This is a genomic window from Tenacibaculum sp., assembly GCF_048269885.1.
GTDB lineage: Bacteria > Bacteroidota > Bacteroidia > Flavobacteriales > Flavobacteriaceae > Polaribacter.
The window spans coordinates 66,343-81,869 of sequence record NZ_JBLWTZ010000007.1 but is presented as its reverse complement, the minus strand read 5'-3'; the positions used below and the strand labels follow the sequence as shown (position 1 = coordinate 81,869).

Genomic DNA, 15,527 nt, shown 5'->3' with positions numbered 1-15,527 from the left:
TTTCTTTTTTTAGTTGTTGATTGTCCAAGAAATGTAGTACTGAGAACCTACTGCTCCTACTCCAGGTGCACTTAAATACTCTTCTCCTGTTAAATTAGACCCTCCTACTTTAAACACTGATTTAATTGAAGGAACAGAATAGTTAATTTGGGCATCAAGAACTGTTCTTTCCTCTACAGTACCTTCTAAGAAAGTAGACTGCCAGTAGAACTCATTTTGCCAACGAGCACTAACATTGAATCCGAAGTTTTCAAATAAATTTGAATGTCCAAATTGCATTTTTACTTTGTGCTCTGGTGTATTAAATCCAGCTTCAAAATCAGGGTCAGCAGCTTGATCAAAATCAAACTTAGACCATGTATAGTTTAATCCGACATCAAATCCATTAAATATTTTAGTATTCAATCCTAAACCAACTCCGTAAGAATCTACATCAACTGTTGAGTTCGTTTTTACACTAAATGTTCTAACTAAGTCTCTATTCGTTAAATTACCCACGGTTACTGGTGTATTTGGATCTACCAATACAACTACATCTTTATTAGAAATAAAGTCAGAATACATATTATAGTATGTACTAAAATCAATAGACAACTTATTCTCCCCTAAAGGAACCGCTGCACGATAACCAACTTCAAAAGATTTTACTTTTTCTGGCTCTACTAAATCTGTAGTTGCCAAAGTAGGATTTCCATTTGCAATAGAGTTAGCAGAATACCCTCTATCAAACACATCTTGTCCTGTTAAAACAAAACTTCCTGTTGTTGTAATTGCTGGTGCAGAAAAACGCCCAATATTATCCGGAGCTGTTCCTAAAATGAATCCTGCTCCTGTTGCTAAACCGATATATTGGTCCTGCGTTGTTGGGTTACGGAAACCTGTTTGGAAAGACGCTCTAAAGTTGTGATTCTTATTTTCTCCTGCTGCATATGCTAACGAAACTCTTGGAGTAAAGTTTCCATCAAAATTATCTGACTTATCATAACGAATAGATCCTGTAAATTTTAAACGATCATCCATCATTTTCTTTTGAATTTGAGTATACAACCCATATTCTCCATATTTAATTGGACCATCACTATCGGTATAAATAGTTCCATAAGAGTTCAATCTGTATTGTCTATATGACCCTCCTACTTGAACCTCTGCCCAATCAATATAATCGCGTAAATTTAAGTTACCATCTGCATGATAATAACTTGTATTATCTCTAAACTTTGATCCAGTTAATAAATCTGGATCTGCCGTTACTTCATTAAAAAGTCTTGTAAACTCAGCAGAACCAGGCTCTGGTCTTCCTGTATCAGCAACTGCTCTTGCCGCTGCATGATTTGATGCTGGCACTCCCGGAATAACCCCTAAATAGGCTGCTGCATACTGTCCGAACCAATCTGTATTAGATTTCCATTTGCTGTTGATATTAATGGCTGCAAAACGAGTATCATAAGAATCTCCTGCATCTTCTCCTGCATAATATCCTCGTATAAAAAAGTTTTTACCTCTTACTTCTAATTTATGTTGTTCCATAAAGAAGTTAGCTAAATTATAGCGGTTTTGACCTTGGTAAATTGTATTTCCTCTACCATATTTAGAATTCCAAATAATTTCAACACGGTCATTACCTAAAGGACGATAATGGATTGCTCCATTGAATTTTACACTTTTAGCTTCGTTAGACATTAGGTCTACTTCTCTATACCCTGTTCTACTAACCTTTCCGATAGCTCCTCCTAAATCAACAGAAACTTCGTCTCCATATACATTAGCTCCATCGTAGTTAGGATCGTCATTATGACTCATCCCAGGAATATAAGTACCTCCAATACCTGTTGTGTTTCTATAATCAGTTGCATGCCATTCTTCTCCTTTTAAGTAAGAAAAACTCGCTTTCACTGCTAAGTAATCATCAAAAGCATGTGCCATTTTAATAGTAGCATCATAATAGCCATTATCTCCTGCTGCTTCTTGACTTGTCAAACCTGTTTTTAAACCAACGCTGATTCCCTGCTCATTAAACGGGCTCTCACTACGCATTAACATAATACCATTAAATGCATTGGCTCCATATAAAGCAGAAGCTGCTCCTGGTAATATCTCAACACTTTTTACATCTACTTCAGAAATTCCTAATAAGTTTCCAATAGCAAAGTTTAATGCTGGAGAGGCATTATCCATTCCATCAACTAACTGTACAAAACGCTCATTACCAAAGGTAGCGAAACCACGTGTGTTTACTGTTTTAAACGTTAAACCTCCTGAGTTAATATCAACTCCTTTTAAATTTTCTAATCCATCGTAATATGAAGCTGAAGCTGTATTTTTAATTGCTCTTGAATCAAAACGTTCAATTGTTACAGGAGATTCCATCACACGTTCTGGAGTTCTCGAAGCCGATACAACTACCTCATCTAAAGAAGTGGCATTTTCTGTTAAGCTAACCTCAACAACTTGGTTGTTTTTTGTTATCTCAACTGTTTTTGTTTGATACCCTAAAGAAGAAATTTCAATGGTAAACGGAGGGATATCTGTTACCGTCATTGTAAACTTACCATCAAAATCAGTGGATGTTCCCACTGCTTTTCTCGAAACTTTAATGTTTGCTCCTGGTAGTGGTCCACCAAGCGAAGCATCATTAACCGTACCTGTAATGGTAGTTTGAGCAACCATCATTGCTGTACCAAATAGCACAAATGCAACAAGTAATAGTTTTTTCATCATAATGTAAAATAATTTGTTAACTGTAGTGCAAAATACAATTTTTTTTCATTTGCAAAATATTTACCCTGTTTTTTTGTAATTATACTAATTATAAAGAGAAAAACTTACCAAAAACTAATTTTAGCTTTTATTTCTTAATTTATTATTTATCATCTTATACAAATTGTATTTTTGCCTAAACTTATTGGTAGTCTTGGAAATTATACATTCTATTTTTGATATTAGCCCCTCTCAAAAAACGATGGTTACCATCGGTACTTTTGATGGAGTTCATATTGGTCATCAAAAAATTATTGAGAAACTAGTTAGTGAAGCAAAAGCTAGTGATAAAAAATCGGTGTTGCTAACATTTTTTCCTCACCCAAGAATGGTGCTACAAAAAGATGTTTCTATTAAATTAATCAACACAATTGATGAAAGAGCACAGCATCTCGAAAAATTAGGTTTGGATTATTTAATCATTCATCCTTTTAGCAGAGAGTTTTCTAGACTTACTGCCTTAGATTTTGTTCGTGATATTTTAGTAAACCAACTACGTATTTCTAAATTAATTATTGGTTACGATCATCATTTTGGAAAAAATAGAGAAGGTAATATTGAACAATTAACCGAGTACTCTCACTTATACGATTTTACTGTTGAAGAAATTCCTGCTCAAGATATAGATGAAGTATCGGTTAGCTCTACCAAAATTAGAAAAGCCCTTGCCAATGGGCATTTAAAAACTGCTAATAATTACTTAGGGTATAACTTTTCACTTGCTGGGAAAGTTGTAAATGGAAAACAACTAGGTGGAAAAATAGGCTTCCCAACTGCCAATATTGATATTGCAGAAGATTACAAATTAATCCCTAAAACAGGGGTTTATATCGTAAAATCTATTATTAATACTAGCACTGTTTATGGAATGATGAATATTGGTAACCGACCAACAGTTGATGGAGAACATCAAACTATTGAAGTGCATTATTTCAATTTTAACCAAAACTTATATGGTAAAGAGTTAACTATTGAGCTACTTTACTATTTAAGAGACGAACAAAAGTTCGATTCTGTTTCTGGCTTAATTTCTCAATTAAAAAAAGACGAGCAAAACTCAATGCTTTTTTTAAAAAGTTACGCCAAGCTCTAACCTTAAAATCATACTCAAAGCCCCCCGGTTTCAAATAGCTTTAGAATTAGTATTATTGACGTAACTACATACAAAGTTAATTTTTTTAAAACCTACATAATGACAAGTATGTCATTATGTATTTCATATGTTTTTAAGATTTTGTATCGAAAAAGAATAATGCTGTCAAAAAAGGAGATTACCTTAAAAAAGGTAGCCCTTTGTGTAAAAACATTAAGGGAAGAGTATCATATTACTTCAAGTGAGTTTTATATTGATACAGGAATACATTTAGCGAGAATAGAACAAGGAAAAACAAATATCACGATTACTACTCTTCAGAAAATTTGTGATTATTTCAATATTACTCTATCAGATTTCTTTATGATGCTTGAAGAAATTTAGTACATAAAACACATTGCTTAAGTCTACAGCTTCTTTTATCTTTGCTATTCTTAAAAAATTAAAAAGATGTTACAGGTTCAGTTTATTAGAGAAAACAAACAAACTGTTTTAGACGGATTGGCAAAACGTAATTTTGCTAATGCCGAAACAATTATTGAAGAGGTATTAACTGCTGATGAAACACGTAGAACTACACAAGTTTCTTTAGATACTATTTTAGCTGAATCGAACAAAATATCCAAAGAAATTGGGGGGCTTTTTAAATCTGGTAAAATTGAAGAAGCAAATCAACTGAAAGCAAAAACAGGTGAATTAAAAGAGCAATCTAAACAATTCACAGAAGAATTAAACGCAGTTGTAGAGAAGCTAAACGAATTGTTATATCAAATTCCTAATGTTCCTCACCCATCTGTAAAAGCAGGAAAGAGTGAAGAAGATAATGAAGAAGTTTTTAAGGAAGGAACAGTTCCTAATTTAGGAGAAAACGCATTACCTCATTGGGAATTAGCAAAAAAATACGATATCATTGATTTTGATTTAGGTGCTAAAATTACAGGGGCTGGCTTTCCTGTTTACAAAGGAAAAGGAGCTCGTTTACAACGTGCTTTAATTAATTATTTTCTAGATAAGAATACAGCTGCTGGATACAACGAGGTGCAGGTTCCTCATTTGGTGAATGAAGCTTCTGGTTTTGGAACAGGACAATTGCCTGACAAAGAAGGGCAAATGTACCATGTAACAGGTGATAACTTATACTTAATACCAACAGCAGAAGTACCTGTTACTAATATGTTTAGAGGTGATTTAGTACAAGAAAGTGATTTACCAATTGCTGTTACGGGCTACACTCCTTGTTTCCGTCGTGAAGCAGGTAGCTACGGAGCACACGTTCGTGGACTAAACCGTTTGCACCAGTTTGATAAGGTTGAAATTGTTCGTGTTGAGCACCCTGATAATTCTTACAACGCTTTGAATGGAATGGTGGAACACATCAAAGAAATTTTACGTGAATTAAAATTACCCTATCGTATTTTACGCTTATGTGGTGGAGATACTGGTTTTACCGCTGCCCTAACCTTCGATTTTGAATTGTATTCTACAGCTCAAGAACGTTGGTTGGAGATTAGTTCTGCTTCAAACTTTGAAACGTTTCAAGCAAACCGCTTAAAACTACGTTTTAAAAACAAAGACGGTAAAAGCCAATTGGTACACACTTTAAATGGAAGTTCTTTAGCACTACCTCGAGTATTGGCTGGTATTTTAGAAAACTACCAGACTGAAAAAGGAATTAAAATTCCTGAAGTATTAATTCCTTACTGTGGTTTTGATATGATTGATTAATTAATCTTCAAGATAAAAATAAAAAAATCCCAAGCCTCAATTACGATGCTTGGGATTTTTAATTAATCAATCCCCATTGAAAAAAATATGTTTAATTGGCAACCACTGCTACCATTAATCTCTTGTATTTATTCATTTCTAACAATGCTTCAAAGTATTGAGGTATTTGACCTTTTCTCATAAACTCATTTGCATTCTGCTTTGCTATTTCATATTGTGTCGTAAAATTTCTCATAGTTTACATTGTTTCGTTGTTTTACTAATAAGACAAAGTTCGTGCCAAAATGTTACACTGCTTTTCAAAAAAGCAACTCTTTTAATAGTATTTTAACAATTATGTTCTGTATTTTTGATAGATAGAATCCTCAAAAATGAATTAAGCCCCTCAAAAAACGCTTAAAATTTTTCCAAATGAAGAAAATCATTATCCTATTTAATTTATTGATTTTAAGCCTGTTTTGTCACGCACAACAAAACGAATTTATTATTGCTGAAAATTATTTTAGAAACAATGAATATGAAAAGGCAATTCAGTTATACAAAAAATTATACGACCAAAGCCCATTTAATACAACCTACTTAAAAAAGTTAATTACTTGTTATCAAGAAACTGAACAATTTACAGTTGCTGAAAATTTACTTATACAAAAACTAAAAGAAAAACCTAACTTATCTTATTTACACGTAGTTCTTGGTTATAATTTTGAACGTCAAGAAAAAAATGAAGATGCCAACAAGCAATATCAAAAAGCAATTGAATCTATTAATAAAAAAGCCAATTATGGTTCTTTAATCGCTGGGTTGTTTAAAAACTACAACAAATTAGATTTAGCCATTGAAGCGTTTAATAAAGTAATGACCGTTAACCCAAAGGCCAATTATGGGTTTCAATTAGCGCAGATTTATGGTGAAAAAGGAGATTTTGAACAGATGTTTAAATCTTATGTTGATTTGGTTGATAAAAATGAAGGTTACCTTAACAATGTTAAGCGCTACGCTGGTAAGTATTTAACCGATGATAGTGAAGATGAAAATAACCTTTTGTTTAAAAAAGCACTATTACGTAAGTCTATAAGCAACCCTAAAGATAGCTGGAACGATTTACTTTCTTGGTTATTTATTAGACAAAAACAGTATAACAAAGCACTTATTCAAAACAAAGCATTATTGGCTAGAGACCCTAATAATTTGGGTAAAATTAATGACTTAGGTAAAATAGCTCTTGAAAATAAAGATTACACTGTTGCAAAAGAGTGTTTCGATTTAATTATTGAAAAAACAAATTATCCTAGAGATAAGTTTGGAGCCATAAATAATAATTTAAAAATTGCTATAGAAACCAAACAACCTGATATAGAAGGACGTTTTAATGCCATTTTCAAAGAATATGGAATTAATTCAAAAACGCTTTTCACACAAATAGAGTATGCTAATTATTTAACTTTTACCAAAAACAATCCAGCAGCAGCAGCGACTGTTTTAAAAAATGCTTTGAACTTTACCAATTCAAAATTTATAAATGCTTCTATAAAACTTAAACTTGGTGATGTTTTTGTGTATATGGGGAAGTTTAACAAAGGGTTAATTTATTTTTCTCAAGTTCAAACATTATTCAAAAACAATTACATAGGTCAAGAAGCCCGCTTTAAAGTAGCGCAAGCTTCTTACTTTAAAAATGATTTCACTTGGGCAAAAGCTCAGTTAAAAATTTTAAAAGGCTCTGCCACACAACTCATTGCGAATGATGCTGCTGATTTGTTCTTAACTATTTCAGATAACGAACCCAAAGACAGCATTACTACAGGCTTAAAAGAATATGCGAAAGCAGACTTATTATCCTATCAAAATAAAAATGACGAAGCAATTGCTATTTTTAACGACATCATTACTAATTATAGAGGACAACCAATTGAAGATGAAGCCTTGTTTAAGCAAGCACAATTGTTTGTGAAAAAGAAATCATACGATCAAGCTATTTTAAACTATACTAAAATAATAGCATTAGATAAAAAAGGAATTTATGTTGATAATGCATATTATCAGATGGCTGAATTATACAGCAACGAATTAAATAATCTTGAAAAAGCTAAAGAATACTATCAAAAGATTATTTTTGACCACCCATCGAGTATTTACCTCGTAAAAGCTCGAAAGAAGTTCAGAAAATTAAGAGGAGACGATATTTAATAAATCAATTTAAAGATGTATCAATTGCGATGCATTTTCCAAATTAAAAAAAATGTACATATACAACGTAACAATAAATATAGACGAAACTATACATGCTGAATGGTTAACTTGGATTGAAAGTCATATACCAGAAGTATTAGCCACCGGACATTTTTTAAGCGCTAAAATGACACAGGTGTTGGTTGAAGAGGAAATGGGAGGTGTCACCTACTCTATTCAATATAGTGCAAAAACACGTGAAGATTTGGACAACTATTATAAACATAGTGCAGACAAACTACGCAATGACGGATTAAAAAAGTTTGCTGACAAAATGCTTGCTTTTCGCACCGAATTAAAGGTTGTTAATGAATTTTTTCCAGCAGTGAATAGTAACTAGAATGCGAGAAAAAATTTATCGAAACAAAAAAGTAGTCTTACTTATTGGTATAAGTATAATTACTATTGGTGGAATAATGGGGTTTTATACCTACGGAAATGAGCCCGAGGAAACCATCAGTGGCATAGTTAGTGGAATAGGTTTTGGCGTAACATTTATAACACTAACATTAAAATCACCAAACAAGCAGATACTCTAAAAAATGACCGTAAGAGCAAAAAAACATTTAGGACAACATTTTTTAACCGATGAAAACATCGCAAAGAAAATAGCTGATACGCTTACCGAAAAAGGATATAATAATGTGTTAGAAATTGGTCCTGGAATGGGAGTTTTAACCAAATACTTGTTGGAAAAAAAACCAAAAGTAACAGTAATGGAGTTAGATTCCGAATCGGTAACTTATTTACAAGAAACGTTTCCTGTTGAACATATCAAACTCAATACTTCAAAAGAGAAATTTACCATTATTGAAGGAGATTTTTTAAAAAAGAACTTTGCTGAAATTTTTAATCAGCAACAAGTAGCCATTATTGGTAATTTTCCTTATAATATTTCTTCTCAAATTGTTTTTAAAGCTATTGAAAACCGTGAATTTGTTCCTGAGTTTTCAGGAATGTTTCAAAAAGAAGTTGCGCAACGAATTGCAGAAAAAGAAGGAAGCAAAACCTACGGAATACTCTCAGTATTAACCCAGGCTTTTTACGATGCTGAATACTTATTTACAGTACCTCCTACAGTATTCAACCCACCACCAAAAGTAGATTCTGGAGTTATTAGACTTATCAGAAAAGAAAATTATACGCTTTCTGTTGATGAAAAATTATTTTTTAGAGTGGTAAAAACAGCTTTCAACCAACGAAGAAAAATGCTGCGTTCTAGTTTAAAATCTTTCAATCTTTCGGATACCTTAAAAGAAGACCCTATATTTGCGATGCGCCCCGAACAATTATCGGTGCAAAAATTCATTGAGTTGACACAAAAAATAGCTCAAAACAATAGTTAATAGCCTATTTTAGAAGCATAAGTCTTCTTTTTGGGTTAGATGCTAACATATTCAAACCCTCGATAATCGAGCAAAATCGTAAGCGATGGCATTAGAAATCACTAAAGATTTATTAGAAAACGTACAAGATTTGATTAAACATCAAAAAGACTCAGCTCTTTATGAGGTTTTTTCAGATATTCACTATGCTGATATTGCAGAAGTTTTAGACGAACTTTCTTTTGAAGAAGCAGTTTATATTATACGTTTGTTAGATAGCGAAACAACTTCAGACGTATTGATGGAAGTTGATGAAGAAGTACGTGAAAAAGTTTTTGAACAACTATCTGCCAAAGAAATTGCTGAAGAGGTTAACGAGCTTGACACAGATGATGCTGCTGATGTTATTGCTGAGCTTCCTGAAGAACGAAAACAAGCCGTTATTCAGAAAATTGAAGATCGAGAACACGCCAAAGAAATTGTAGAACTACTCCGTTATGACGAAGATTCTGCTGGAGGATTAATGGCGAAAGAACTTGTAAAAGTAAATGAGAACTGGAATGTACTTACCTGTGTAAAAAAAATGCGTCAGCAAGCGGAAGAAGTTACTAGAGTTCACTCTATTTATGTGGTTGATGATGAGGGAAAACTAAAAGGACGTTTGTCGTTAAAAGACTTGTTAATGGCCTCTACTCGTTCTAAAATTTCAGATGTATACATTCCAAAAGTAGATTTTGTGCACGTACATGATGATGCAGAAGATGTGGCTAATATAATGCGTAAATATGACCTAGAAGCTATTCCTGTTGTAGATGAACTAGGGGTTTTGGTAGGACGAATTACCATTGATGATATTGTTGATGTAATTAAAGAAGAAGCCGAAAAAGATTATCAATTAGCAGCAGGTATTACACAAGATGTTGACTCTGAAGATGGTATTTTGCAATTAACCAAAGCTCGACTACCTTGGTTGTTTTTAGGTTTAATTGGAGGTATTGGAGCAGCAAGGATTATGGGCTTTTTTGAAGGGGCCTTAGAAGAAAATGCTGTTCTTTTTATGTTTACCCCTCTTATTGCCGCTATGGCTGGTAATGTTGGAGTACAATCGTCAGCTATTATTGTACAGGGCTTAGCTAACGATGATGTAAAAGGAAGCGTTACTAGTAGATTATTAAAGGAAATGTCTTTAGCAGCTGTAAACGGACTTGTTTTAGCTGTTATCTTATTTTTCTTTATCTGGATTTGGAAAGGAGATATAACCATTGCTTCGGCTATTTCATCTTCTTTATTCACCGTAATTATTGTCGCTGGTTTAGTTGGTACTTTTATCCCTTTATTTTTAGATAAGAGAGGGGTTGATCCTGCCATTGCAACTGGACCTTTTATTACAACGAGTAATGATATTTTTGGAATTTTAATCTACTTTTCAATAGCCAAAATAATTATTGGCTTTTAATCGATTGATTCTACTTTTTCAATTAAGTTATCAATCTTACTTTCAGGAATAAATCCTTTTAGCATTAATACCGCTCCAAAGACAATTAACAAGACCCCCATTCCTCGTTTTATTCTATAAATTACCAAGGGTGTTAACCTGCTTTTTAATTGCTTAGCAAGTAGTATCTTTCCTAAATCAGTAATTGCATACCCTGCTATTACAGTACCAAAATACCAAACTAAATACTTAGGATTCATATCATACGTAGGCCCTATAACTACAATTAGCCCCAACCAAAAGGCCAACACTCCTATATTTATAAAGTTTAAGAAAAAACCTTTAAACAATAGTTTTAAATAATTATTACTTTCTGGCAATGGTACATCAGGAGCTTGTGCTTCTTTCTTATTGTTTTTATCTAAATAAGTAATCAATCCATAAACAATAAGCACCAAACCACCGATAAGAAACAAACGCGGATCGTCTTTTATTTTTTCTAGCAAGCTTCTACTTCCAAAATAGGCTATTAACATAAAGGAAATATCTCCTAAAATTACACCTATATCGAAGGCAATAGCAGCTCGAGCTCCTTTTAGAATACTCGTTTTAATTAACATAAAAAATACTGGCCCTATCATAAAAGCCATGAAAACACCTACAAAAAAAGCATTTTTAAAGTCGTAAAAATCCATTCTATAAAGTTACGATTTTACCTATACATCATCAAAATCTACCACTATTTTCTGTGTCGTTGGATGTGCTTGACATGTAAGGATTAACCCTTCTTCTAATTCATCATCTGTTAAGATAGCATTTTTTGCCATTACAGCTTTTCCTTCAGTAACTTTTGCAATACAACTGCTACATACGCCTCCTTGACAAGAATATGGAGCATCTAATTTATTACGCAAAGAAGCTGCTAAAATCGTATCGGTTTTTTCCATCATAAAAGTGTGTTCTTCATCATCTAACACCACCCTTATTTCCGATTTTCCATCAGGAATATCTAATGCCGCTTCTTCATCTGAGATACTCGCTGTAAACAATTCAAAGTAAATATCTCCTTCATCAAACCCATTTTCTTGAAGTGTATTAGAAACTGTTTGAATCATTTCTTCTGGCCCACATAAATATACCGAATCGAAAGAAACATCTTTGTGTATATTTTTTACGAAGTAGTTTACATGTCCTTTATCAATTCTACCAAACTTAGTATTGGTTCTCACCTCTTGACTAAACACATAGTGTAAGTTTAATTGAGAAGAATACTTTTCAGCTAACTCATTTAACTCATCATAAAAAATTGTACTTTCAGCTCTTTTGTTTCCAAAAACCAGTGTAATTGTAGAAGTTGATTCGTTTTCTAGCACCGTTTTTACCATTGATAGCACAGGAGTAATTCCACTTCCTGCAGCAAAAGCTAGGTAATTTTTTTGTGCTTGAGGCTCTAAAATAAACTTCCCTTCTGGTTCAGAAACTTCTAAAAAAGTACCTTCTTTCAGTTTTGTTGTTGCATAGGTTGAAAATGTTCCATGATCAACTGCTTTTACAGCAACTTTTATTTGTTTGCTATTAGGCGAAGCGCAAATAGAATAAGCTCTCCTTATTTCCTTATCGTCTAAAATTGCCTTTATGGTAATATATTGTCCTGCAACAAAAGTGTAGTTGTCTTTTAATTCTGCGGGGATATCAAATAAAATAGATACAGCATCTGCCGTTTCCTTTATTATTTTTTCAATACGTAGTTTATGAAATGTAGACATGTGATCTTTTTAAAGAACTACAAAAATAAGAAACTAAAGAAGAACAAAAGTTAGGGTTATTATAAAATATATACCCAAGAATTTTATACATAAGGAAATTATGTATATTTGCATACCTAAGTTTCTTAGGGTAAATTTCGAACTTATGGGAAATCAGAAATTATATAAAGGCTCTTTACAAACAATTATTTTGAAGTTATTAGCTCAAAATGACAAAATGTACGGGTATGAAATCACACAAAAAGTAAAAGAACTTACCAAAGGTGAATTAAAAATTACCGAAGGTGCTTTGTACCCTGCCCTACATAAATTAGAAGCTGAGGGCTTATTAGATGTTGAAGTTACTAAGGTTGGCAATCGCTTACGTAAATATTATAAACTCACCGAAAGCGGCACGAAAGAAACAGCTCATCGTCTTTCTGAAATGCAAGAGTTTTTAAGTACTATGCAGCAACTAGTAAATCCAAAATTTAGTTTAGAATAAAATTTCTCGCTATGGAATTAACAAAAGAACAAATAAAAAGAATAGATCTCTTCTTAGAAGGAATAGGAATTGAATATATAGACATCCGTTTTGAAATGGTAGATCATATTGCTACTGAAATTGAAAGTACAGTTGAAAATGTAAATGCTTTTTTTGAAGGTAAAGGTTTTCAAGTACCTTTTATAAAGTATATGTTGAGTAGAAAAAAGGAATACTTCGAAAGCTATAAAAAGCAAAAAAGAAGAGCTCTTTGGTTCAATATAAAAAAAACACTCGTTGCTGTTTTTAAAGAGTCTACAAAACCTGTTAATCTTATAATTATTTTACTTTTTTTATTTGCTATTAACCTCCTAGAAAAGTTCAGCATTAAATACACAAGTGAAGTCATTTTTATTTCTTTTTTTCTTAGTTTCTTTTACTTTACAATAAAATTTAATCAGTTTAGAAAGAAGTTTGGAGACGTTAAGATTATTCATGCTTACACATCTATTTTAATGTTTAACTACATTATCTCTTTTCACTTTCCTGGAATTACTCCTATTTTTAGTGAAGGTAATTATTCTCCTTTTCTTCTATATAAATGTGCTATAACTCTAATTGTTAATTTTTTAGTCTTTAAGTGCTTTCTAAATGAAAAAACAAATATTCAGAAACGTCTTAAAAAATTAGCTTAAATACTATGGAATTAACTAAAGAACAAATACAACACATTGACACACTACTAAAAACAAAAGGGATTAAATATTGGGATTTACGTATTGAAATGATAGATCATATAGTTTCTGATGTAGAAGAAAACTCAACAACTAACGACTTTAAAATAGAGTTAGAAAAATCTTTAGTAAAATTAGACTGGCATAAATCTTTACATAAAGAAAATCAAGAAGGTTGGAAAAACGTAAACAAAAAATACCGGAAAGAATATGTAAAAGAAGTTTTAAGTTTTTTTAAGTCCTTTAGAAATGTCTTCATATATACTCTGTTCACATTTCTATACTATTTCATTACTATACAAGTAGATTTTGATAACTTCAAAAAATTAAGCTTAGTTTTTTTCTTAACGCCCTCAACTCTCTTTCTTTTCTCCATTACAAAACAAATAATGAAACAATATGGAAAATCTGTAAATTTAGATTATGGAATATTCTATTTTTCGTTTCCTTTTTTAATGATAAGTCTTCCCTTACAACTAATTAAAGAGGCTCCCGATAATATTCAAAAACTATTGTCTATTGCTTTAATCCCTCTTTTTTGGGTTTTTAGCTACGCTGGATACAAGGTTTACAAAACAGCCTTTACTAAAGTTGAAAAAATGAAAAAAGAATTAGCTTTATGAAACTTACCGACCAACATATAGAACAACTATACAAATTTACACGTCAACATTTTGTTGAGCATTATGATGTACAAACTGAGTTAGTAGATCACCTTGCAAACGATATAGAACAAATTTGGATGGAAAACCCAACACTTACTTTTGAGCAAGCACGTGATAAATCGTTTAAAAAATTTGGAATCTTTGGGTTTATGGATGTAGTAGAGGAAAAACAAAAACAACTTGGCAAAAAATACCGTACGATTTTATGGAAGCGTACAAAAGAGTGGTTTAGACTTCCTAAAATAATCCTTACTGCAAGTGTCTTTCTTTTTTTCTATTATTTTATACAAATTCCTATCGGCACATATGTTATAGGAGCTTCACTTTTTTTATTTGCTATACTTGATATATACTTAGTAACCAAATTGAAAAAAGATTTTAATACAAGAGCCAAAGAAAATAATAAAAAATGGATGCTTGAAGAAATGATTTTTAATGTAGCTTCTTTTGGAGGTGTAATGGTAGCTTCTAACCTTCCTCAATTATTTAATTACGCCAAAAATATTCCTTCTAATTTAGGGGCTTTGTTAATTTCATTTTTATTAACAATAGCTATTATTTACTCATATGTTACTCTTTTTGTTATTCCTAAAAAAGCTGAAAAGCTACTCGAAGAGCATTACCCTGAATATAAATTAGCTAATAATTAATATAATCTACCTTTTCCCTTCAACCACAATCACTATTTCGCCTTTGGCAGGTTTTTCAGTATAATATGCTAGCACTTCTTTTATACTTCCTCGTTTGGTTTCTTCAAATAATTTTGTCAATTCTCTAGAAACCGATATTTGTCTATCCTCACCAAAATACTCCGAAAAATTTGCTAAGGTTTTTAATAGTTTATGCGGGCTCTCATAAAAAATCATGGTACGGGTTTCTTCTGCTAAGAACTGTAAACGAGTTTGACGCCCCTTTTTTACGGGTAAAAAACCTTCAAAAACAAATTTGTCATTCGGTAAACCTGAATTTACTAATGCAGGTACAAAAGCAGTTGCTCCTGGTAAACACTCTACTTCAATGTTGTTTTGTACACACGCTCTTGTCAATAAAAATCCAGGGTCGGAAATGGCGGGAGTTCCTGCATCCGAAATTAACGCAAATGTTTCGCCACTTTGCAAACGTTTTACAATTGCTTCTACTGTTTTATGCTCATTATGCATGTGATGGGATTGCATTGGAGTAGCTATATCATAATGTTTTAACAATTTCCCGCTCGTACGCGTATCTTCAGCTAAAATATAATCTACTTCTTGTAAGATTTTTAACGCTCTTAGCGTAATGTCTTCTAAATTTCCAATCGGTGTGGGTACCAAGTACAATTTGCTCATACAACAA

At 32.3% G+C, this 15,527-nt stretch carries 17 protein-coding genes; 12 read left to right on the top strand and 5 right to left on the bottom strand.

The annotated features are described in order from the left end of the window. Positions 1–9 precede the first annotated feature (9 nt). Positions 10–2,718 (bottom strand): TonB-dependent receptor, encoded by a 2,709-nt coding sequence (locus ACN0WY_RS07135; RefSeq protein WP_330487828.1) that lies wholly within the window; start codon positions 2,716–2,718, stop codon positions 10–12. A 193-nt stretch (positions 2,719–2,911) separates the two neighbouring features. On the opposite strand from ACN0WY_RS07135, the gene ACN0WY_RS07130 reads away from it, so the two are divergent. From ACN0WY_RS07130 to serS, 3 genes are all read left to right on the top strand, one after another. Beyond that, entirely contained in the window at positions 2,912–3,850 is a 939-nt protein-coding gene (locus ACN0WY_RS07130) for a bifunctional riboflavin kinase/FAD synthetase (RefSeq protein ID WP_330487827.1), read from the top strand. A gap of 99 nt (positions 3,851–3,949) precedes the next feature. Then, entirely contained in the window at positions 3,950–4,234 is a 285-nt protein-coding gene (locus ACN0WY_RS07125) for a helix-turn-helix transcriptional regulator (RefSeq protein WP_330487826.1), read from the top strand. A gap of 66 nt (positions 4,235–4,300) precedes the next feature. Next, positions 4,301–5,575 carry a serine--tRNA ligase gene (gene serS / locus ACN0WY_RS07120; RefSeq protein WP_330487825.1) on the top strand — a complete coding sequence of 425 codons (1,275 nt, stop codon included), beginning with the start codon at positions 4,301–4,303 and terminating at the stop codon, positions 5,573–5,575. Between the two features lie 91 nt (positions 5,576–5,666). On the opposite strand, the gene ACN0WY_RS07115 is transcribed toward serS, so the two are convergent. Continuing rightward, a complete protein-coding gene (locus tag ACN0WY_RS07115; protein WP_164506679.1) occupies positions 5,667–5,810 on the bottom strand; it encodes a hypothetical protein in 144 nt (47 codons plus the stop codon). Positions 5,811–5,986: 176 nt separating this feature from the next. On the opposite strand from ACN0WY_RS07115, the gene ACN0WY_RS07110 reads away from it, so the two are divergent. The 5 genes from ACN0WY_RS07110 (at position 5,987) to mgtE (ending at position 10,585) form a co-directional block, all read left to right on the top strand. Beyond that, positions 5,987–7,762 (top strand): tetratricopeptide repeat protein, encoded by a 1,776-nt coding sequence (locus ACN0WY_RS07110; RefSeq protein WP_417799931.1) that lies wholly within the window; start codon positions 5,987–5,989, stop codon positions 7,760–7,762. 52 nt (positions 7,763–7,814) lie between these two features. Continuing rightward, positions 7,815–8,144, top strand: a complete 330-nt coding sequence (locus tag ACN0WY_RS07105; protein ID WP_417799930.1) for a DUF4286 family protein — start codon at positions 7,815–7,817, stop codon at positions 8,142–8,144. A 1-nt stretch (position 8,145) separates the two neighbouring features. Further along, positions 8,146–8,343: a hypothetical protein gene (locus ACN0WY_RS07100; RefSeq protein WP_330487822.1), complete on the top strand. Its 198-nt coding sequence runs from the start codon at positions 8,146–8,148 to the stop codon at positions 8,341–8,343. Positions 8,344–8,346: 3 nt separating this feature from the next. Then, positions 8,347–9,150, top strand: coding sequence for a 16S rRNA (adenine(1518)-N(6)/adenine(1519)-N(6))-dimethyltransferase RsmA (rsmA, locus tag ACN0WY_RS07095; RefSeq protein WP_330487821.1), 804 nt, complete (start codon positions 8,347–8,349; stop codon positions 9,148–9,150). A gap of 85 nt (positions 9,151–9,235) precedes the next feature. Continuing rightward, positions 9,236–10,585 carry a magnesium transporter gene (gene mgtE, locus ACN0WY_RS07090; protein WP_330487820.1) on the top strand — a complete coding sequence of 450 codons (1,350 nt, stop codon included), beginning with the start codon at positions 9,236–9,238 and terminating at the stop codon, positions 10,583–10,585. Here mgtE and ACN0WY_RS07085 read toward each other — a convergent pair. Next, entirely contained in the window at positions 10,582–11,259 is a 678-nt protein-coding gene (locus tag ACN0WY_RS07085; RefSeq protein WP_330487819.1) for a LysE family translocator, read from the bottom strand. The genes mgtE and ACN0WY_RS07085 overlap by 4 nt on opposite strands. A gap of 21 nt (positions 11,260–11,280) precedes the next feature. Next, positions 11,281–12,330 (bottom strand): 2Fe-2S iron-sulfur cluster-binding protein, encoded by a 1,050-nt coding sequence (locus tag ACN0WY_RS07080; RefSeq protein WP_417799929.1) that lies wholly within the window; start codon positions 12,328–12,330, stop codon positions 11,281–11,283. A gap of 145 nt (positions 12,331–12,475) precedes the next feature. On the opposite strand from ACN0WY_RS07080, the gene ACN0WY_RS07075 reads away from it, so the two are divergent. The 4 genes from ACN0WY_RS07075 to ACN0WY_RS07060 are packed head-to-tail and all read left to right on the top strand — an operon-like array spanning position 12,476 to position 14,842. After that, positions 12,476–12,814 (top strand): PadR family transcriptional regulator, encoded by a 339-nt coding sequence (locus ACN0WY_RS07075; RefSeq protein ID WP_417799928.1) that lies wholly within the window; start codon positions 12,476–12,478, stop codon positions 12,812–12,814. A gap of 11 nt (positions 12,815–12,825) precedes the next feature. Next, positions 12,826–13,488 (top strand): hypothetical protein, encoded by a 663-nt coding sequence (locus ACN0WY_RS07070; protein ID WP_417799927.1) that lies wholly within the window; start codon positions 12,826–12,828, stop codon positions 13,486–13,488. Positions 13,489–13,493: 5 nt separating this feature from the next. After that, positions 13,494–14,150 carry a hypothetical protein gene (locus ACN0WY_RS07065; RefSeq protein ID WP_417799926.1) on the top strand — a complete coding sequence of 219 codons (657 nt, stop codon included), beginning with the start codon at positions 13,494–13,496 and terminating at the stop codon, positions 14,148–14,150. Continuing rightward, positions 14,147–14,842 (top strand): hypothetical protein, encoded by a 696-nt coding sequence (locus tag ACN0WY_RS07060; protein ID WP_417799925.1) that lies wholly within the window; start codon positions 14,147–14,149, stop codon positions 14,840–14,842. The genes ACN0WY_RS07065 and ACN0WY_RS07060 overlap by 4 nt, the downstream gene beginning before the upstream one ends. Positions 14,843–14,848: 6 nt before the next feature. Here the strand turns inward: ACN0WY_RS07060 and rsmI are convergent, their stop codons facing one another. Beyond that, positions 14,849–15,520, bottom strand: coding sequence for a 16S rRNA (cytidine(1402)-2'-O)-methyltransferase (gene rsmI, locus ACN0WY_RS07055; RefSeq protein ID WP_417799924.1), 672 nt, complete (start codon positions 15,518–15,520; stop codon positions 14,849–14,851). Between the last annotated feature and the right edge of the window lie 7 nt (positions 15,521–15,527).

Excerpts from the sequence above, each read along its gene's own strand:
- ACN0WY_RS07065 (WP_417799926.1), top strand. The coding sequence starts at position 13,494 with ATGGAATTAACTAAAGAACAAATACAACACATTGACACACTACTAAAA.
- ACN0WY_RS07100 (WP_330487822.1), top strand. The coding sequence starts at position 8,146 with ATGCGAGAAAAAATTTATCGAAACAAAAAAGTAGTCTTACTTATTGGT.
- ACN0WY_RS07110 (WP_417799931.1), top strand. The coding sequence starts at position 5,987 with ATGAAGAAAATCATTATCCTATTTAATTTATTGATTTTAAGCCTGTTT.
- ACN0WY_RS07070 (WP_417799927.1), top strand. The coding sequence starts at position 12,826 with ATGGAATTAACAAAAGAACAAATAAAAAGAATAGATCTCTTCTTAGAA.
- ACN0WY_RS07135 (WP_330487828.1), bottom strand. The coding sequence starts at position 2,718 with ATGATGAAAAAACTATTACTTGTTGCATTTGTGCTATTTGGTACAGCA.
- ACN0WY_RS07085 (WP_330487819.1), bottom strand. The coding sequence starts at position 11,259 with ATGGATTTTTACGACTTTAAAAATGCTTTTTTTGTAGGTGTTTTCATG.
- ACN0WY_RS07080 (WP_417799929.1), bottom strand. The coding sequence starts at position 12,330 with ATGTCTACATTTCATAAACTACGTATTGAAAAAATAATAAAGGAAACG.
- ACN0WY_RS07125 (WP_330487826.1), top strand. The coding sequence starts at position 3,950 with ATGACAAGTATGTCATTATGTATTTCATATGTTTTTAAGATTTTGTAT.
- ACN0WY_RS07105 (WP_417799930.1), top strand. The coding sequence starts at position 7,815 with ATGTACATATACAACGTAACAATAAATATAGACGAAACTATACATGCT.
- ACN0WY_RS07060 (WP_417799925.1), top strand. The coding sequence starts at position 14,147 with ATGAAACTTACCGACCAACATATAGAACAACTATACAAATTTACACGT.
- ACN0WY_RS07115 (WP_164506679.1), bottom strand. The coding sequence starts at position 5,810 with ATGAGAAATTTTACGACACAATATGAAATAGCAAAGCAGAATGCAAAT.
- rsmA (WP_330487821.1), top strand. The coding sequence starts at position 8,347 with ATGACCGTAAGAGCAAAAAAACATTTAGGACAACATTTTTTAACCGAT.
- ACN0WY_RS07075 (WP_417799928.1), top strand. The coding sequence starts at position 12,476 with ATGGGAAATCAGAAATTATATAAAGGCTCTTTACAAACAATTATTTTG.
- rsmI (WP_417799924.1), bottom strand. The coding sequence starts at position 15,520 with ATGAGCAAATTGTACTTGGTACCCACACCGATTGGAAATTTAGAAGAC.
- serS (WP_330487825.1), top strand. The coding sequence starts at position 4,301 with ATGTTACAGGTTCAGTTTATTAGAGAAAACAAACAAACTGTTTTAGAC.
- mgtE (WP_330487820.1), top strand. The coding sequence starts at position 9,236 with ATGGCATTAGAAATCACTAAAGATTTATTAGAAAACGTACAAGATTTG.